This is a genomic window from Ralstonia sp. SA306 (assembly GCF_054792405.1).
The window spans coordinates 1136330-1155818 of sequence record NZ_CP096452.1; the positions used below are offsets into that span (position 1 = coordinate 1136330).

Annotated in this window: 15 protein-coding genes; 12 read left to right on the forward strand and 3 right to left on the reverse strand. The window is 63.6% G+C overall.

Annotation, left to right across the window (positions count from 1 at the left end):
• From M1D44_RS21705 to fdhD, 6 genes are all read left to right on the forward strand, one after another.
• Positions 1 to 3096 (forward strand): efflux RND transporter permease subunit, encoded by a 3096-nt coding sequence (locus M1D44_RS21705; protein WP_316852418.1) that lies wholly within the window; start codon positions 1 to 3, stop codon positions 3094 to 3096.
• Positions 3097 to 3248: 152 nt separating this feature from the next.
• On the forward strand, positions 3249 to 3662 hold the full coding sequence (locus tag M1D44_RS21710) for an Hpt domain-containing protein (protein WP_316852419.1): 414 nt from the start codon (positions 3249 to 3251) through the stop codon (positions 3660 to 3662).
• Between the two features lie 290 nt (positions 3663 to 3952).
• Complete coding sequence (locus M1D44_RS21715) at positions 3953 to 5608, forward strand: OFA family MFS transporter (RefSeq protein ID WP_316852420.1); 1656 nt, start codon at positions 3953 to 3955, stop codon at positions 5606 to 5608.
• Positions 5609 to 5636: 28 nt separating this feature from the next.
• A complete protein-coding gene (locus M1D44_RS21720) occupies positions 5637 to 7976 on the forward strand; it encodes an FdhF/YdeP family oxidoreductase (RefSeq protein ID WP_316852421.1) in 2340 nt (779 codons plus the stop codon).
• Positions 7976 to 8221: a hypothetical protein gene (locus M1D44_RS21725; protein WP_024978717.1), complete on the forward strand. Its 246-nt coding sequence runs from the start codon at positions 7976 to 7978 to the stop codon at positions 8219 to 8221. Before M1D44_RS21720 ends, M1D44_RS21725 begins: the two co-directional genes overlap by 1 nt.
• Positions 8218 to 9033, forward strand: coding sequence for a formate dehydrogenase accessory sulfurtransferase FdhD (gene fdhD, locus M1D44_RS21730; protein ID WP_316852422.1), 816 nt, complete (start codon positions 8218 to 8220; stop codon positions 9031 to 9033). The genes M1D44_RS21725 and fdhD overlap by 4 nt, the downstream gene beginning before the upstream one ends.
• An 18-nt stretch (positions 9034 to 9051) precedes the next feature.
• Here fdhD and M1D44_RS21735 read toward each other — a convergent pair whose 3' ends face one another.
• Complete coding sequence (locus tag M1D44_RS21735) at positions 9052 to 10947, reverse strand: potassium transporter Kup (RefSeq protein WP_024978715.1); 1896 nt, start codon at positions 10945 to 10947, stop codon at positions 9052 to 9054.
• Positions 10948 to 11298: 351 nt separating this feature from the next.
• Between M1D44_RS21735 and M1D44_RS21740 the strand changes: the two genes are divergently transcribed.
• Positions 11299 to 11502, forward strand: coding sequence for a cold-shock protein (locus M1D44_RS21740; protein ID WP_004627322.1), 204 nt, complete (start codon positions 11299 to 11301; stop codon positions 11500 to 11502).
• 177 nt (positions 11503 to 11679) lie between these two features.
• A complete protein-coding gene (locus M1D44_RS21745; protein ID WP_024978714.1) occupies positions 11680 to 11886 on the forward strand; it encodes a cold-shock protein in 207 nt (68 codons plus the stop codon).
• A 75-nt stretch (positions 11887 to 11961) separates the two neighbouring features.
• Here M1D44_RS21745 and M1D44_RS21750 read toward each other — a convergent pair whose 3' ends face one another.
• Together M1D44_RS21750 and aptA are read right to left on the reverse strand one after the other, a co-directional pair.
• Positions 11962 to 13485 (reverse strand): CoA-acylating methylmalonate-semialdehyde dehydrogenase, encoded by a 1524-nt coding sequence (locus tag M1D44_RS21750; protein WP_024978713.1) that lies wholly within the window; start codon positions 13483 to 13485, stop codon positions 11962 to 11964.
• 1 nt (position 13486) lies between these two features.
• A complete protein-coding gene (gene aptA / locus M1D44_RS21755) occupies positions 13487 to 14824 on the reverse strand; it encodes an omega-aminotransferase AptA (protein ID WP_024978712.1) in 1338 nt (445 codons plus the stop codon).
• Between the two features lie 155 nt (positions 14825 to 14979).
• On the opposite strand from aptA, the gene M1D44_RS21760 reads away from it, so the two are divergent.
• The 4 genes from M1D44_RS21760 (at position 14980) to M1D44_RS21775 (ending at position 19479) form a co-directional block, all read left to right on the forward strand.
• Positions 14980 to 16383, forward strand: a complete 1404-nt coding sequence (locus tag M1D44_RS21760; RefSeq protein WP_024978711.1) for an aminotransferase-like domain-containing protein — start codon at positions 14980 to 14982, stop codon at positions 16381 to 16383.
• Between the two features lie 221 nt (positions 16384 to 16604).
• Entirely contained in the window at positions 16605 to 17348 is a 744-nt protein-coding gene (locus M1D44_RS21765) for an acetoacetate decarboxylase (RefSeq protein WP_112188070.1), read from the forward strand.
• Between the two features lie 50 nt (positions 17349 to 17398).
• Positions 17399 to 18184 carry a 3-hydroxybutyrate dehydrogenase gene (locus M1D44_RS21770; RefSeq protein WP_024978709.1) on the forward strand — a complete coding sequence of 262 codons (786 nt, stop codon included), beginning with the start codon at positions 17399 to 17401 and terminating at the stop codon, positions 18182 to 18184.
• Positions 18185 to 18216: 32 nt separating this feature from the next.
• Complete coding sequence (locus M1D44_RS21775; RefSeq protein ID WP_024978708.1) at positions 18217 to 19479, forward strand: DUF3734 domain-containing protein; 1263 nt, start codon at positions 18217 to 18219, stop codon at positions 19477 to 19479.
• The last annotated feature ends 10 nt before the right edge of the window (positions 19480 to 19489 follow it).

The window sequence follows — 19489 nt, forward strand, 5'->3', positions numbered from 1 at the left end:
ATGGGCTTCAACCCCATCGCGGGCATTCTCAAGCGGCGGCTGCTGATTGTCTTCCTGGCGATCGCGCTGCTGGTGGCGGGCGTGCTGGCGTTCCGCGAGCTGCCGCTGCAGGCGTATCCGGGCGTGGCGCCGTTGTCGGTGCAGGCCATCACGCAATGGCCGGGCCGCAGCACGACCGAAGTCGAACAGCAGATCACCATCCCGATCGAGAATGCGTTGGCTGGCGTGCCGGATGTGCAGTCGTTCCGCTCGGTATCGCTGTTCGGGCTGTCGGTGGTGACGCTCAAGTTCAAGGAAGGCACCGACAGCTTCAAGGCGCGGCAGAACTTCTCGCAATACGTGGCGGCAGCCAATCTGCCGACCGGTGTGCAGCCGTCGCTGAGCCCCGACTCCGACGCCACGGGCGAGATCATGCGCTTTCGCCTCGTGGGCAACGGCGTAGACCTGACCACGCTCAAGAGCTATCAGGACTACGACATCACCAAAGAGCTGAAGCACGTGCAGGGGGTGGCGGATGTCAGCTCCTTCGGCGGCAAGGTGAAGGAGTATCACATCGTGCCGTCGCCGGCGAAGCTGCAGTCGTACGGCATCACGCTGTCGCAACTCATCACGGCCATCGGCAACGCCAACAACAACACCGGCGGCAACCTGCTGCGCGACGGCGAGCAGCAGTTCGTCGTGCGCGGCGTGGGCCTGCTGCAGACGGTTGACGATATCCTCAATGTGGTGGTGGCCGCCAACAACGGCGTGCCGGTGCGCGTGCGCGACATTGCCGAGGTGGAAGTCGGCAACGTGCAGCGTCTGGGCCAGGTGCAATACAACGACCAGCCCGACGTGGTGGAAGGCATCGTGCTGCTCAAGCGCGACGCCAACGCCAGCGAGGTGCTGGCCAAGGTGCGCGAAAAGGTAACGGAACTGAACAACGGCATCCTGCCCAAGAGCGTTCAGATCAAGCCGTTCTACGACCGCCAGGTGCTGCTCGACATCACCATGGGCACAGTTGAACACACGCTGGTGGTGGGCATCTCGCTGGTGCTGGCGGTGTTGTTCGTCTTCCTGGGCAATTTCCGTGCGGCGGCTGTGGTGGCGGCGGTGATTCCGCTGGCGCTGTGCGTGTCGTTCATCAGCATGGAACACTTCCATGTGCCGGCCAATTTGATCTCGCTCGGGGCGATCGACTTTGGGGTGATTGTCGACGCAGCCGTGATCGTGATGGAAAACATCATGCGGCATCTGGAAGAAGGCGCCGAGAAACTCGACGATGCCATCATCAAGGCCACCAGCGAAGTGCAGCGCGCGATGATCTTCTCCACGGGCATCATCATCGTGGCGTATTCGCCGCTGTTCTTCATCGGCGGCGTGGAAGGCATCATCTTCAAGCCGATGGCGTTCACGATGGGCTTTGCCTTGATGGCGTCGATCGTGCTGAGCCTGACCTTCGTGCCGGCCACCACGTCGTTCGTCTTCGGCAAGACGCTGCATCCGCATTCGCCGGCGTTTATCGCGGCGATTCTGCGCTGGTACAAGCCGCTGCTGCGCAAGCTCATTGCACGCCCGATGGCCGTCTTTGCCACGGCCATCACGGCGCTCGTTCTGACGCTGTATAGCGCCACGTTCCTCGGTACCGAGTTCCTCCCGACGCTGGAAGAAAACAACCTGTGGCTACGCATTACGTTGCCCAACACGGTCGACCTGGACTACTCGTCGTCAGTGGCCAACGACCTGCGCGCGTACTTCGTCAAGCAGCCGGAAATCAATCAGGTTTCGGTGCAGATCGGCCGCCCCGATGACGGCACCGATTCCACCGGCGTGTTCAACCAGGAATACGGCCTGTACTTCGCGCCGCCTGACCAATGGCCCGCCGGCATGACCAAGGGGAAGCTGGTCGAGCGCCTGTCCAAGCGTCTGGAGAAGATTCCGGGCATCGAATACAACTTCTCGCAGTACATCCAGGACAACGTGGATGAAGCGCTCTCGGGCGTGAAGGGCGAGAACTCGGTCAAACTGTTCGGCAATGACCTGAATGTGCTCGAAGCCAAAGCCAACGAAATCCAGGCGCAGCTCAAGAAGGTGCCAGGACTGGTGGACGTGGGCATCTTCCGCGAGTTGGGCCAGCCGACGCTGAACGTTTCCATCGACCGCCAGGCCGCTGCGCGCTTCAACATCAACGTGAGCGATGTGCAGAACCTCGTGCAATACGCCATTGGCGGAGCGCCGGTCACGCAAATCCTGGAGGGCGAGAAATCGTTCGGCCTGGCGGTGCGGCTGAACCAGCAGGCACGCGCGTCGTACGACGCCATCCGCGAACTGCTGATCGATACGCCCGACGGCCAGCACATCCCGCTGTCGATGATCGCCAAGGTGGAAATGACCGACGGCCCGTTCTTCATCTACCGCGAACTCGGCAAGCGCTACATCGCCATCAAGTTCGGCGTGCGCGGGCGCGATTTGGGCAGCGCGGTGGACGAGGCGCAGCACGTGGTGGGCAACGGCGTGCAGTTGCCCGAGGGCTACACCGTCAAGTGGGACGGCCAGTTCAACGAGATGAAGGTCGCCCAGAGCAAGCTGATGGTGATCGTGCCGTTGACGATTCTCGTGATCTTCCTGCTGCTGTACAGCACGTTCGGCAACTTCAAGGATGCGCTGATGGTGGTGCTGAATGTGCCGTTTGCCGCCATCGGCGGGCTGCTGGCGCTGCATATCGCGCATGAGACGCTGTCGATTTCGGCGGGGATTGGCTTTCTGTCGTTGTTCGGCATCGCCATCCAGGACGGGGTGATCCTGATCTCGTACGTCAATCGGCTGGCGCAATCCGAAAACGTGCGTGAAGCCACCGTCGACGGGGCCGCACTGCGCTTGCGCCCGGTGATCATGACAGCCATGCTGGCGGGCCTGGGCCTGTTGCCGGCGGCGCTGTCGCACAGCATCGGCTCGGAGGCACAGCGACCGCTGGCGCTGGTGATCGTCGGCGGCATGGTCACCACGACGATTCTCACGCTGCTGGTGCTGCCGGTGGTCTTCACGTGGGCGCACCGTCATCGCCGGCCGCCCTCGCGCGATGCGGACGTCAATCCCACAGCGGCCATGCTGCCTTAAGCCGCATGTGCTGAAAGCGCAACGGGCGCATCGCTTTGCCAGCGATGCGCCCGTTTTCATTTGGGCTCACACCAGAATCGGACCAATCTCATGGTGACGCGTAGCCGAGGCGAGCAGAGTGCGCCTCTGGTTCTATCGCACGCATCGCCACCATGCTCCCCACGCCCAACGTATCCCCCAGCGTCGCCGCCAAGTTCCCGCCGCAGGTCGTCGACACGCTCATCGAGCTGTTTGGCAATGATCTGCACCAATGGCGTTTTATCGTCGATCTATTTTGCGAGACGGCAGAACAGGATCTCGCCAACCTGGAGAACGCCATCCGCGGCGGCGAGGACGCACAGATCGTTGAAGCGGCGCACCGCATCGTCGGTTCCGCGCGCATGCTGGGGCATCAACCGATTGGCGATGCTGCCCGCCGCATCGAGCGCGCTGCGCAAAGCATCGGGCCCTATCAGCAGCGTGCGCAAGAAATGGAATCTGCCCTCCCCTGCCTGCGCGCCTTGGCCGATGAATTCCGCCAGCAGGCCAACGCCTGCCCCTGGCCAGACGCGCCGGTGGTGGGCTAACGGCGCGCCACGCTCCGCAAGCCATCGGTTGCGGAGCAGCGTCACCCTTGGTCTAGTTAAGTTATGCTTTATTAAACATAACTTAATTGATTAGGCTGTAAATTGCGTGACTCGTAATACAACGGGTGATTACAACTATTGATCTAGGACACGCTGCCCCACTATCTTTCGCGGGCAACGTCGGCGCACTCCAACTGCCGCCGCCTGGCACGCACCGGCCATGACCGGCGCGGCCGCACCGTTTCACTACGTACGTCACAACACGGGCTCAACTTATCCGGGGGGATTCGATGTCCGAAGCAGTCCTGCATCCATTTTTTTCGCGCGAGCGCACCGTCGCCGCGGTTGGTTTCAACCGCTGGCTGGTTCCGCCTGCCGCACTGGCCATCCATCTGTGCATTGGCATGGCCTACGGTTTCTCAGTCTTCTGGCTGCCGCTTGGCCGCGCGCTTGGCATCACCAAGCCGCTCACCTGCGGCGCCGATGTCTCGCTGATCGCCGAGCTGTTCACCACCACCTGTGACTGGCGCGTGTCCAGCCTGGGCTGGATGTTCACGCTGTTCTTCGTTTTCCTGGGCGCATCCGCAGCCATGTGGGGCGGCTGGCTCGAGCGCGTCGGCCCGCGCAAGGCTGGCGTCGTGTCGGCCGTGTGCTGGTGCGGCGGCTTGCTGATTTCCGCGCTCGGCATCCAGATGCACCAACTGTGGCTGCTGTGGGTGGGCTCGGGCGTGATCGGCGGCATCGGCCTGGGGTTGGGCTACATCTCCCCCGTGTCGACGCTGATCAAGTGGTTTCCGGACAAGCGCGGCATGGCCACCGGCATGGCCATTATGGGCTTTGGCGGCGGCGCGATGATCGGCGCCCCGCTGGCTGACCGCCTGATGAAGGTGTTTGCCACGCCCGAATCGGTCGGCGTGTCGCAAACGTTTATTGTGCTGGCTGGCATCTACTTCGTGTTCATGATGGCGGGGGCACTGGGTTACCGCGTGCCGCCCACGGGCTGGAAACCGGCCGGCTGGACACCCTCGCCCACCAAGGCGAAGGACACGATGGTCACGCAACGCCACGTGCACGCAAACGAAGCGCTGAAGACGCCGCAGTTCTGGCTGATCTGGGCGGTGCTGTGCCTGAACGTCTCGGCCGGTATTGGCGTGCTCGGCATGGCCTCGCCGCTGCTGCAGGAAGTGTTTGGCGGCAAGCTGCTTGGCGTGACGACTTCGTTCATGGACCTGACCGCCGCTCAGAAGGGCCAGATCGCGGCCATCGCTGCGGGCTTCACGGGTCTGCTGAGCCTGTTCAACATCGGCGGCCGTTTCTTCTGGGCATCGCTGTCGGACCGCCTGGGCCGCAAGATGACGTACGCGGTCTTCTTCGTGCTCGGCTTCGTGCTGTACGCATCGATTCCGTGGACTTCGCACACAGGCAATATCGCGCTGTTTGCACTGGCCTTCTGCTTGATCCTGTCGATGTACGGCGGCGGTTTTGCTACCGTGCCGGCGTACCTGGCTGACATGTTCGGCACGCAAATGGTGGGCGCCATCCACGGCCGCCTGCTGACGGCGTGGTCGACGGCCGGCATTCTGGGCCCGGTGCTGGTGAACTACCTGCGCGAATACCAGATCGCCCATGGCGTGGAACGCGCAGCCGTGTACGACATCACGATGATGATCCTGGCCGGCCTGCTGATTCTCGGCTTCATCTGCAACCTGCTGGTGCGCCCGGTCAACGCGAAGCACTTCATGACCGAAGCGCAACTCGACGAGCAACGTCACGCTGCTGCAACCAAGAGCCCGACGCCGTCGGTGATCGCACCGGAAACGTCGCTGGAATGGAAGGCGCATCCTGGTTCGGCCGTGGCCGTGGTGCTGGCTTGGGCCGCCGTGGGCCTGCCGTTGGGCTGGGGGGTTTGGATTACACTCCAAAAAGCTGCCGTTCTGTTCTCCTGACACCTGATTCGAAGCCGCCCCGCCACCCATGAAGCACCAGAAGATCGAGTTCTACCGTCATCCGGCCGGTGGCTGGGGCGCGCTCAAAAGCGTTGCGCATCAATTGCTCTCGCAGGGCATCGCGGCCAAGGGTGCCAAGACGATGCTGTCGGCCAACCAGCCCGACGGCTTCGACTGCCCCGGCTGCGCCTGGCCTGACCGCGACCACGCCTCCACGTTTGAATTTTGCGAGAACGGCGTCAAAGCCGTGGCTGCGGAGGCTACATCCCGCCGCACCACGCCGGAATTCTTCGCACAGCACACCGTGCGAGAGTTGGCCAACTGGTCCGACTACGCACTCGAAGACCAGGGGCGCCTGACGCACCCGATGGTCTACGACGCGGCCAGCGACAAATACGTCCCGATCGAATGGGATGCCGCCTTCGCGCTGATCGCGCAGCACCTGCGCGCGCTGCCCGATCCGAACCAGGCGATCTTCTACACCTCCGGCCGCACCAGCAATGAGGCGGCCTTCCTCTATCAGTTGTTCGTGCGCGCCTACGGCACGAACAATTTCCCCGACTGCTCCAACATGTGCCACGAACCTTCCGGCACGGGCATGCGGGGCAGCATCGGCGTTGGCAAGGGCACCGTCACGCTCGACGATTTCACCAAGGCGGACGCCATCTTCATCTTCGGCCAGAACCCGGGGACGAACCACCCGCGCATGCTCGGTGAGCTGCGCGAGGCGTCCAAGCGCGGCGCCAAGATTGTTTCGTTCAACCCGCTTCGCGAGCGCGGGCTGGAGCGCTTTGCCGATCCGCAAAGCAAGATCGAGATGCTGACGCTGGGCTCTACGCGCATCAGCACGGAGTACCACCAGGTTCGCATCGGCGGTGACCTGGCAACGGTGAAAGGCGTCATCAAACACGTGATCGAGCGTGACGACGTGGCACGTAGCCGCGGTGAGCCCGCCATCATCGACCACGCCTTCATTGCGCAACACACCGGCGGATACGACGCCTTCGCTGCGGATGTTCGCGCGGAATCGTGGGCGACCATCGAAGCCGAATCCGGCCTGCCGGAGCACGAAATCCGCCAAGCTGGCGACACGTACATCAAGGCCGGCAGCGTCATCGCCTGCTGGGGCATGGGCATCACGCAGCACAAGCATTCGGTCGCGACGATCCAGATGATCGTCAACCTGTTGCTCCTGCGGGGCAACATCGGCCGCCCGGGCGCCGGCGCCTGCCCGGTGCGCGGCCACAGCAACGTGCAGGGCGACCGGACGATGGGCATCTACGAGAAGCCCGCCCCTGCGTTTCTGGATCGGCTGGAAAAGGTCTTCGGCATCCAGGTGCCGCGCGAACACGGCTATGACACCGTCGGCGCCATTGAAGCGATGCAGCAAGGCGCCGCGCGCGTGTTCTTCGCCATGGGCGGCAACTTCGCGGCGGCCACGCCGGACACCGCCGCCACGTGGGCTGGCCTGCGCCAGTGCGACCTGACCGTGCACGTGACCACCAAGCTCAACCGCAGCCACATCGTGCACGGTAGGGCTGCCCTGATCCTGCCGTGCCTGGGCCGCACCGAAGTCGACCAACAGGCCGGCGGCACGCAAGGCGTGACGGTGGAAGACTCGATGAGCATGGTGCACATGTCGGCGGGCATCAATCCGCCGGCCTCGTCACATCTGCTGTCGGAGCCGGCCATCGTGGCGCGGCTGGCGGAAGCCACGCTGCCTGAGAGCACCATCCCATGGCGCTGGCTGGTGGAAGACTACGACCGCATCCGCGAGCGCATCGAGGCCGTGTTCGACGACTTTGCCGGCTTCAACGAGAAGATTCGCGTGCCGGGCGGCTTCCGTCTGCGCAACACTGCATCCGAACGTGTGTGGAGCACGCCGTCGGGCAAGGCGGAATTCCACACGCACGCCGTGCCGACCGACACGCCGGTCCACCGCGCCCGCGAGCGCCATGCAGATACGACGGTCTTTACGCTGGCCACGGTGCGTTCGCACGATCAGTACAACACCACCATCTATGGCATGGACGACCGCTACCGCGGCGTGTTCGGCCAGCGCCGCGTGGTCTTCATCAACAAGGAAGACCTGCACACGATCCGCATGAAGGACGGCGAGTGGGTCGACATGGTGACGCTGTCAGACGACGGCACCACGCGCCGCGCCGATGGCTTCCGACTGGTGGCGTACGACATTCCGCGCGGCTGCCTGGCAGCGTATTACCCCGAGACGAATCCGCTGGTGCCGCTCTCTTCCGTGGCTGACCAGGCCCGCACGCCGACATCAAAGTCGATTCCGGTGATGCTCGTGCCGAGCCAGGTCGAGCGCACCGCTGAGTCCCGAGCGGCCAACACGGCAGAAGCCTGATGCCAACCGAGCCGGCGTGGTCTGCGCTGCAACTGGCGCTGCTGGCCGCATTGCGCGAGACCGACGCCGCCAAGCCGGTCTCGCTACCCTGGCTGACCAAGCGCGTGGGCGAGCGCGCCAGCACAGTGCTGCGCGCGCTGCATCCGTTGGCTGACGCCGGCCTGCTGCGCGTCGCCATGGACGACACACGCTGGCTCATCGTGCTGCTCGATGCCGGCCGCGCTTTGCCCCATTTCACTGCATGACTTTTCTGCCCCGCCACCCCGCCGGAATGCCCGTCGTTTCCACCACCGCGACGAAACGCACGCGCACCGGCACGCAAGAAGACGCGTCCACCGCCGTCGCAGATGAAGCACCGGTCGCGCTGGTCTTCAACGGCATCACACATGCGGTGATGATGGCCTCGCCAGCCGACCTGGAAGACTTTGCATTGGGCTTCGCGCTGTCCGAAGGCATCATTGACAGTCGCGCCGATTGGCGTGGCGCAGATGTTCAAACGCATCCGCATGGGCTTGAGGTGCATGCGGAAATCGCTTCGCATTGCTTCGTGCGGCTGAAGGAACGCCGCCGCGCGCTGGCCGGCCCGACCGGCTGCGGGCTGTGTGGCATTGAAAGCCTGCAGACCTTTGAAGACGCACCGACACCGCTTGTGCCGGCTGCATGGATGGCGTCATTGACCGACGCACAAGTGCTGGACGCCATGCACGCGATGACGGCGCATCAGCCGGCCAACGCGCTCACCGGCGGCTTGCATGCCGCGGGCTGGGTACCTGCGGACGGCAACGCGCCACTGCATGTGCTGGAAGACGTGGGCCGTCACAACGCGCTGGACAAGCTGATCGGCCGGCTCGCCCGGCTCGGCATCCGCCCCGCAGACGGGTTCATCGTCATGACAAGCCGCGCAAGCTTCGAACTGGCGCGCAAGTGCGTACAGGTGCAGGTGCCGCTACTGGCAACAATCTCCGCGCCGTCCTCGCTGGCGATCCGCCACGCCAAGGCCGGACAGCTGACACTGCTGGCGTTCTGCCGGGGCGAGAGCGTGACGCGGTTTGCGTAGCGCACTGCACGCGCAGGGCTAAATCTCCACCTTGCTCCCCAGCTCAACCAGTCGGTTGGCGGGAATCCGGAAAAAGTCCGACGGCTTGGCGCTGTTGTGCTGCATCCAGGCAAACAGCGATTCGCGCCACATCGCCATGCCAGGCAGCGGCGACGGCACCACCGTGGCACGCGTAATGAAGAACGAGGTTTCCATATCTTCAAAAACGATGCCAAGCCGCTCACCCACGTTGCGGACGATCTCGTCCACGGCCGGTGTTTCCTTGAAGCCGAAATCGACCACGGCCGTGTGGATGTCGTCGCCAATGGTTTTGATAACCAGGCGCTTGGCGGGGTCCACATACGGCACGGCCAGCGTGCGGAAGTGGATGAACAGCACGCGCTTGTGCAGCACGTGGTTGTGCTTGAGGTTGTGCAGCAACGCCAAGGGCACGAAATCCATGCTCGGGGTGAGATACACGGCCGTGCCGTCCACACGATACGGCGGATGGCGCAGCAGCCCCTCCATGAACGGCTCGAGCGGGATGCCACCTTCCACATTGCGCGCCTTCAACAGCTGCGTGCCCGAGTGCCACGTCACCATCAGGAAGAAGATCAAGCCACCCAGCAGCAACGGGAACCAGCCACCCGCGGCAATCTTGAGCAGGTTGGCTGAGAAGAACGATAGATCCACCGCCAGGAAAACCGCGCCGAGGGGGGCCACCAGCGACAGGCGCCACTTCCAGGCGTTGCGCATGACCACCGTAACCAGACCCGTCGTCAGCACCATGGTGGTCGTTACCGCAATACCGTAGGCCGCGGCCAGGTTGTCGGACTTGCCGAAAGCCAGCACCACCGCCACCACCAGCACCAAAAGCATGTAGTTGACCATCGGCACGTAGATCTGGCCGATCTCCACATCCGACGTGTAAAGAATCTTCATGCGCGGCGCATAGCCCAGATGCACGGCCTGCGCCGTCATCGAAAACGCTCCGGAGATGACAGCCTGCGACGCAATGACGGTGGCCGCCGTGGCCAGTACCACCATCGGGCCCACGGCCCAGTTCGGCATCAGCAGAAAGAACGGGTTCTGCACCGCGCTCGGCTCGCGCAGCAGCAAAGCGCCCTGGCCAAAGTAGTTCAGCAGCAGGCACGGCATGGCAATGTAGAACCACGCGTAGCGGATCGGGCGCGCGCCAAAGTGGCCCATGTCGGCATACAGCGCCTCAGCGCCGGTCAGCGCCAGAAACACCGAGCCGAACACGATGAACGCAAGCACCGTATGCCGGAATCCGAACTCGATGGCGTACACAGGGCTCAACGCCACCAATATCTGCGGCGACTTCACCACCGAAGCCAACCCCATCAGCCCCAGCAGCACGAACCAGATCACCATGATTGGCCCGAACAGGCGCCCGACCACGTGCGTGCCCTGCTTTTGAATCAAGAACAGGGCAATCAGCACGATCAGCGCCAGGGGCAACACCCACTTCTGTAGCGCGGGGGCCATGATCTCCATGCCTTCAATGGCGGAGAGCACTGAAATGGCAGGTGTGATGACGGCATCGCCATAGAACATGGCGGCGCCGAGCAGGCCGAGCAGCATCAATGTGCGTGTGAACCGGGCGCCTCCCCTGCTTGCGCGCATGGCCAGCGCCGTCAGGGCGAGGATGCCGCCTTCGCCGTTGTTGTCGGCGCGCATGACGAACAACACGTATTTAACGGACACCACCAGCGTCATCGCCCAGAACAGCATCGATAGGATGCCGAAGACGGTCTGATCGGAAAACGGGACCCCATGCTCGGGGTTGAAGCATTCCTTCAGTGCATACAGGGGGCTGGTACCGATGTCCCCGAAGACCACGCCGATTGCGCCCACCATGGTGGCCATCAACGCGGGATTTTTCTTGGTTTTACTGGCTGCGGCGGTCGTCATGGGTAGGCTGCGACTGGAACGACGGGGGCGCACGCAATTTTCGTGCGCCGTCTGCGGCACCGATTCTACGGGGCGAGCCGAGTGCGGCAGAAGCCACTAAAGCTTAGGTGAAAACGCCAGGTTTTGCGCCGGTGTTTGCACCGATGGCAAGCCTGCGCCAACCCTGCTGAGCGCCAGAAAACGACGGGCCCGCCCGGTTCGAAAAGAAAGCTTAAAAAAACAGACTTTGACGGGGAGACGCGCCAAGCATATATTCACCAAACGATCGTTTGGCCGGTTAGGCCGGGTCTGCCTGCTGCGTTTGTATTTGGCCGGCGGCCGATCGATTTCTCAACTTCACGACTCAAAATCATGGCTACTGGTACCGTCAAGTGGTTTAACGACGCAAAGGGTTTCGGCTTCATTACCCCGGATGATGGCGGCGAAGACCTTTTCGCACATTTCTCTGCTATCAACTCCGCAGGCTTCAAAAGCCTGAAGGAAGGTCAGAAGGTGTCGTTCGAAGTCACGCAAGGCCCCAAGGGCAAGCAAGCTTCGAACATCGTGCCCCAGTAACTAGGAGCACGCGGGCGCGGTAGCCCGGTTTTGGCTTGCCGCGCGGGGTTTCCTCGCGCGTGTATTGGCCGGGATATTCCGCCAGGCAGGTTGTTCAGTACGTGTTTGCCATCAAGCAGTCGGATGGCCGCCGGAAGCGGTGGCCTGGTTTGACGAACCCCCTATTGGGAGCATGCAATGGCCAGCCGAATTGAAGAGAACGCCGTTCAATATGATCCGCCCGCCGGGGCAGCTGCAGAAATGCATGCTGCCCCGAGTTTCATTCGGGATTCGGAAATCCAGTTTTCGCGCTCGCAGACATTCCATGAAGGCCAGCGCGTCAGCTTTGATGTGGAGATCGGGCCCGATGGCGAACTGATCGCCGTCAACATCAAACCAATATGACACGCCGGTTTCAACTCGGCATGGTCAAAAGAAAAGGGAGGCATTGCCTCCCTTTCTCATGGGTGATGCACCGGCTTACTTGGCTGTCGGCATCACGAACTCGGCGCCCTTGGCAATCGAATCCGGCCAGCGTTGCATCACGCTCTTGTAACGCGTGTAAAAACGCACACCTTCTTCGCCATAGGCGTGGTGGTCCCCGAACAGCGAGCGCTTCCAGCCCCCAAAGCTGTGCCACGCCATCGGCACCGGAATCGGCACGTTGATCCCGACCATGCCCACCTGGATCTGCCGCGCAAATGCGCGCGCCACGCCGCCATCGCTCGTGTAGCACGACACGCCGTTGCCAAACTCGTGCGCGTTGATCAGGTTCACCGCCTCGGCAAGATCATGCACGCGCACCACCGAAAGCACCGGACCGAAGATCTCTTCCTTGTAGATCGTCATGCCAGGCTTGACGTGGTCGAACAGCGTGCCGCCCGTGAAGAAGCCTTCGGCATGACCCTCGACCGTGTGGCCGCGGCCGTCCACCACCAGCTTGGCGCCCTCTTCCACGCCCTTGGCGATATAGCCTTCAACCTTGGCCTTGTGCGCGGCCGTCACCAACGGGCCCATTTCGCTGTCGGCTTGCATGCCGTTGCCGATCTTGAGTGCCTTGGCGCGCTCGGCAAGGCGCGGGACGAGCTTGTCAGCCACGTCACCCACTGCCACGGCCACGGAGATCGCCATGCAACGCTCGCCGGCAGAACCGTAGCCTGCACCGATTAGCGCATCCACCGCCTGGTCGAGGTCGGCATCGGGCATGACCACGAGATGGTTCTTTGCACCGCCCAGGGCTTGCACGCGCTTGCCGCGCTTGGTGCCCTCGGCGTAGATGTATTCGGCGATGGGCGTGCTGCCGACGAACGAGACGGCCTGCACATCCGGATGCTCGAGCAGCGCATCGACGGCATCCTTGCCACCCTGCACGACGTTGAACACGCCATCGGGCAGGCCAGCCCGCTTGAGCAGGTCGGCAATCATCAGACTGGGGGTCGGATCGCGCTCGCTCGGCTTGAGGATGAACGTGTTGCCGCACGCCAGTGCCACCGGCGCCATCCACATCGGCACCATGAACGGGAAGTTGAACGGCGTGATGCCGGCCACCACGCCCAGCGGTTGGCGCAGGTTCCAGTTGTCGATGCCGCCGCCAATGTTGTCGGTGAAATCGGTCTTGAGCAGATTCGGAATGCCGCACGCGAACTCGACCACTTCAATGCCGCGCGTGACTTCGCCCTTGGCATCGGAGAACACCTTGCCGTGCTCCCGCGTGATGGCTGCGGCCAGGGCATCCTGGTTCTGGTCGAGCAGCTCCTTAAACTTGAACAGAACGCGCGAGCGCTTGAGCGGCGAGGTCTCGGCCCAGTCGGCTGCGGCCGCGTGCGCCGCGGCCACGGCGGCGTCCACTTCGGACTTACCGCCCAGCAGCACCTGCGCGCTCACAGCGCCCGTGGCGGGGTTGAACACATCGGCGCTGCGCGTGCCGCTACCGGCATGGCGTTGCCCGCCGATGTAATGGCTGATAACGGATTCCGTCACGGCGGGATCAATCGGTCGGTTCATTTCAGGCTACCTCTTGCAGAACGGTACGAACGGTGTCGAAGATGCGCGCGATTTGCGCCTCTTCGATGATCAGCGGCGGGGAGAACGCCAGGATGTCGCCGGTGTAGCGCACCAGCACGCCACGCTCCAGGCATTTCAGGAAGACTTCGTAAGCGCGCGCACCCACCGCGCCCGGCCGCGATTCCAGCTCGATGCCGGCCACGAGGCCGAGGTTGCGGATGTCCTTCACATGCGGCGCACCCTTGACCGAATGCGCTGCTGCTTCGAACACCGGCGACATCGCACGAGCGCGCTCGAACAATCCTTCGCTGCGATAGAGATCCAGTGCGGCCACCGCCGCGGCCGCAGCCAGCGGGTGCGCAGAATACGTGTAGCCGTGGAACAGCTCGATCGCGCCTGGCGCGCCGGCGTCGACCACGGTGTCGTGCACCAACTGACGCACGGCCACAGCGCCCATCGGCACGGCAGCGTTGTTGATGCCCTTGGCCATCGTCAGCAGATCGGGCGTCACGCCAAAGAACTCGGCCGCCGTTGCCGCGCCCAGGCGGCCAAAACCGGTAATGACCTCATCGAAGATCAGCAGGATGCCGTGCTTGTCGCACAGCGCGCGCAGACGCTGCAGATAGCCCTTGGGCGGCACCAGCACGCCCGTGGAACCTGCCAGCGGCTCGACGATGACGGCGGCGATGGTCGACGCGTCATGCAGCGTCACAAGGCGCTCGAGCTCGTCGGCAAGGTGTTCGCCCCAGGCCGGCTGGCCTTTGGAAAATGCATTGTGCTCAGGCGCATGCGTGTGCGGCAGGTGGTCGACGCTGGGTAGCAGGTTTGCCGAGAACGCCTTGCGGTTCGGCGAGATACCGCCCACCGAGATGCCGCCAAAACCCACCCCGTGATAGCCGCGCTCGCGGCCGATCAGGCGTGTGCGCTGCCCTTCGCCCCGTGCTCGGTGGTACGCCAGCGCAATCTTGAGCGCCGTATCCACCGCTTCCGAACCCGAGTTGACGAAGAAGATGCGGTTCAGACCTTCCGGCATGATCTCGGCGACTTTTTCTGCCGCACGGAACGCCAGCGGGTGGCCCATCTGGAAGGTGGGCGCGAAATCCAGCGTGGCCGCCTGCATGGCGATGGCGTCGACGATTTCCTTGCGGCAGTGACCGGCGTTGACGCACCAGAGGCCCGCCGTGCCGTCCAGCACTTCGCGGCCGTCGCCGTCTCGGTAGTACATGCCCTGGGCCGACGTCAGCAAGCGCGGTGCGGCCTTGTACTGGCGGTTGGCCGTGAACGGCATCCAGAAGTAGGACAGATCGGTGGTTTCCAGCGGGTGCGGTGCGGGTTTCATCGGTCACTCCGAAAAAACAGCGGAAAGGGAATGGACTGGCGAGCCAGCCGTTGGAGCAAACTGTACAGAGTCGGGCGTGACACGGACATGCACAGATGGCGGTTCTATAAGAAACTGTATAGGCGCCGACCACCGCTCCCATACCGCATCGCAACATGCAACTCGAACTCGATCCTTCTCATCCCCAGCGTACGTTGGTCGACCAGATCGTCCAAGGCATTCGTGCGGCGGTCGACAACCATACCCTGCTGCCCGGCACGCGGCTGCCCTCCGTGCGCAAGTTGGCCCAGGCCCACGATGTGAGCACCTTTACGGTGGCGGAGGCCTATACACGGCTGGCGGCACTGGGCGCCATCGTGGCGCGGCCACGCTCGGGCTATCTGGTGGCGGCGCGCGCACCCACCCAACCGGCGCCCGTGGCCCCGCGCTGGGAGCCGCCCACGCTCAACGCGGCGTGGTTGCTCTCGGATGTGTTTGCCGATCGCTCCATCGCTATCAAACCAGGCTGCGGCTGGCTGCCGAACGACTGGCTGGACGAGCGCGGCGTGCAGGAAGCCATGCGCGCGGTGAGCCGTGTTTCCGCACTGCGGGTGGCGGGCTACGGACACCCGTGGGGTTACGCCCCGCTGGGCGAATACGTGGCGCAGTCGCTTGCGCTGCGGGGGCTGCCGGTGGAACGCTCGCAAGTGCTGCTGACCAGCGGCGCCACGCAGGCGCTCGATCTGATCGTCCGCACATTATTCAAAGCCGGCGACGTCGTGGCCGTGGATGATCCGGGCTACTGCAACGTGCTCCAGGTGCTCAAGCTGGCCGGCCTGCGCGTGGTCGGGGTGCCGCGCACACCGGATGGGCTCGACACAACGGCACTGGAGACCATCCTCCGCGCGGACGATGCCGACCGGCCGCGCGCCCTTTTCACCAGTTCCGTGCTGCAGAACCCCACCGGCTCGTCGATGACCGCTCAGAACGCCTACCGCGCGCTGCAACTGGCCGAACAGCACGGCCTCTGGATCGTTGAAGACGATCTGCACCGCGAATTGGCCGACCCTGCCGCGCCGATGCTGGCTGCGCTCGACGGCCTGCGCCGCACGCTGTACGTGAGCGGCTTCTCCAAGACGATCTCGCCCTCATTGCGCGCGGGCTACGTGGTGGCCGATGCCGCTATCGCGCGTGAGCTGGCACGTACCAAGATGGCTGTGGCGCTCACCTCATCGGAGATCACCGAGCGCATCGTGCATGCGTTCGTCACCCGCCCCGTTTATGCCGAACACGTGGCGCGGCTGATTGCGCGGCTTGGAGAGGCCCACACGCACGTCGAAGCCCTCATGCGCCAACATGGTGCCGAACTGTTCGATACACCGGGGCGCGGCCTCTTCCTGTGGGCGCGGCTGCCGGGCCACGCAGATGCCTCCGCGCTGGCCAATCGGGCCATCGACCACAACATCTGGCTCGCGCCGGGGCAGTATTTCAGGCCGCATGACGAGCCCAGCGCGTGGTTGCGTTTCAACGTGGCGTACTCCGCCGAACCGGCGCTCTGGGAATTTCTCTCGCACGCCTGAACGGGCCACCCTGCCGAGCGGCACAACAATGCATTGTTGGCGTCAACTAGCATTGCGGATTTGTCCATAGTGAGCGGCCTCTCGTTACGATAATTGCCTACGCAATCAAGTCAATATGCAGCGAGGTGCATACCGTCACAAATGACCGACAGGATGCGCCATCGCCTACCGTTCTCTTGCGTCGTAGCCGATCCCTAACGCCCTCATGCACAAGGAGTGCCATGGACATCAAGACCGTCCGAGAAACCGCCTTCGCGATGCCGCTCACGAGCCCCGCTTACCCGCCCGGCCCGTACCGCTTCATCCACCGAGAATTCTTCATCATCACGTACCGCACCGACCCGGCCAAGCTGCGCGCCATGGTGCCGGAACCCCTGGAGGTGCCCGAACCGCTGGTTGCCTACGAGTTCATCCGCATGGCCGACTCCACCGGCTTTGGCGATTACACCGAAAGCGGCCAGGTGATTCCCGTCACCTATGAAGGCAAGCCCGGCACGTACACGCTCGCGATGTATCTGGACGACCATCCGCCCCTGGCCGGCGGACGTGAAATGTGGGGCTTTCCCAAGAAGCTCGCCACGCCCAGGCTCGTGACGGACAAGGACACGCTGATCGGCACGCTCGACTACGGCCCCGTGCGCGTGGCAACCGGCACCATGGGCTACAAACACCGTGAGCTGGACCTGGCCGAGCAGAAACGTCGCCTGGAGCGCCCTAACTTTCTGCTCAAGATCATTCCGCATGTGGACGGCAAGACCGCGCGCATCTGCGAACTATCACGCAATTACCTGATCGACGTCGACATGAAAGGCGCCTGGACGGGTCCGGCGTCGCTGGAGCTGGCCCACCACGCGCTGGCACCCGTGGCCGAACTGCCCGTGCTGGAGATTGTCGAAGCCCGACACATCATTGCAGACCTGACCCTTGGCATGGGCGAGGTCGTGTTCGATTACCTCGCGCAGTAACGCCCGCCCGAACGCCCTCTTTTTTTTCCGTCAACCCTCGGAGTACACACATGTCTGATTTGAAAGGCAAAGTCGCAGTCGTCACGGGTGCCGCCAGCGGCATCGGCAAGCAGATCGCCCTCACGCTCGCCGGTTCGGGTGCGGCCATCGCCATCGTTGACCTGAACGAAGACGGCGCCAAGGCCGTCGCCAAAGAGATCAGCGATGCAGGCGGCAAGGCGATCGGCCTGCGCATGGACGTGACCGACGAACAAGCCGTGGACAGCGGCATCGACCGCGTGGCTGAAGAGCTCGGCTCGGTCGACATCCTCGTGTCGAACGCCGGCATCCAGATCGTCAACCCGTTCGTGAGCTACTCGTTTGCCGACTGGAAGAAGATGCAGGCCATCCACGTCGACGGCGCGTTTCTGACCACGCGTGCCGCGCTGCGCCACATGTACAAGGACAACCGTGGCGGCGTGGTGATCTACATGGGCTCGGTGCACTCGCACGAGGGCTCGCCGCTCAAATCAGCCTACGTGGCGGCCAAGCACGCGCTGCTCGGCCTGAACAAGGTGCTGGCCAAGGAAGGCGCGGCGCATAACGTGCGTTCGCATGTGGTGTGCCCCGGTTTTGTGCGCACGCCGCTGGTCGAAAAGCAGATTCCCGAGCAGGCCAAGGAACTCGGCATCAGCGAAGACGAGGTCGTGAAAAAGGTCATGCTGGGTGATACCGTGGACGGCGTGTTCACCACGGTGGAAGACGTGGCCGAGACGGTGCGCTTCCTGGCCACGTTCCCGAGCGCTGCGCTGACCGGCCAATCGTTCGTGGTGAGCCACGGCTGGTTCATGCAATAAGTCTCTGCACACGCAAGGAGGTTGGAGGAGATATGCCCGCACCCAAACTACGCGTGGCCGCAAGCAAGCGGCCCACACCGGCAGAATCATCGCGCCCGGCAGATGCACCGCTCACCACGGCACAGCGCATCGTGCTGCCGGCGTACGAGAACATCGCGCTGGTGCTGCAAGGCGGCGGCGCGCTTGGCTCGTACCAGGCCGGCGTGTTCGAAGGGCTGGACGAAGCCGGCATCGTGCCGAACTGGATTGCGGGCATCTCCATCGGGGCGCTGAATACGGCCATCATTGCCGGCAATGCGCCCGAGCATCGGCAAGCGAAGCTGCGTGAGTTCTGGCAGATCATCACGCAGCCGACGTTCTCGCCGCCGCTGCCTGACATCCTGGAAAACGCCTGGTTTGACGGCAATGCGCATCTGCGGAAATGGCTGACCGCCATGCAAGCCGCCGATACGCTGCTTGAGGGCCAGCGCGGCTTTTTTACACCGCGCTTTCCCGCTCCACTGCCAGCCAACGAAGTCGACCCGCTCGAAGCCAGCTATTACGACACCACGCCGCTCAAGGCAACGCTGGAACGCCTGTGCGATTTCGACCGCATCAACGATGGCGGCATCCGCGTGTCAGTGGGCGCCGTGAACGTCCGCACGGGCAACCTGGAAGCCTTCGACAACACCGAGCGCCGTCTGCGCGCAGAGCACTTCATGGCATCGGGCGCGCTGCCGCCGGGCTTTCCGCCCGTGCTGATCGACGGCGAGTATTACTGGGACGGCGGTGTGGTCTCCAACACGCCGCTGTCGTATGTGCTGGGCACCAAGCCGCGCCGCGACACGCTGGTGTTTCAGGTAGACCTCTGGAGCGCGCTGGGGCCGGTGCCCAACACGATGATCGGCGTGGCCAGCCGACAGAAGGACTTGCAGTACTCCAGCCGCACGCGGCTTACTACCGACTGGATGGAGCGTTCGCAATCCACGCGCCGGCTCATGCGCAAGCTGCTCGATCACCTGCCGCCCAAGGAGTTCGAGCGCACGCAGTGGTACAAGCACGCGCAGGAGATGGCCTGTACCAAGCGCTACAACGTCTTCCACCTCATCTACGCTGCCAAGGAACACGAAGGGCCGGGCAAGGACATCCAGTTCGGGCCGTCGACCATGCGCGACCACTGGGCTTCGGGCCTGGCGGATATTCGCGAATCGCTCTCGCACCCGGAGTGGCTGGAGATGCCCGATAACGACACGGGCTTCGTCACGCATGACATCCACCGCCATCCGGGCGTGGAGCGGGAAGACAAGCGGCTCTGAGCTGTTCGCC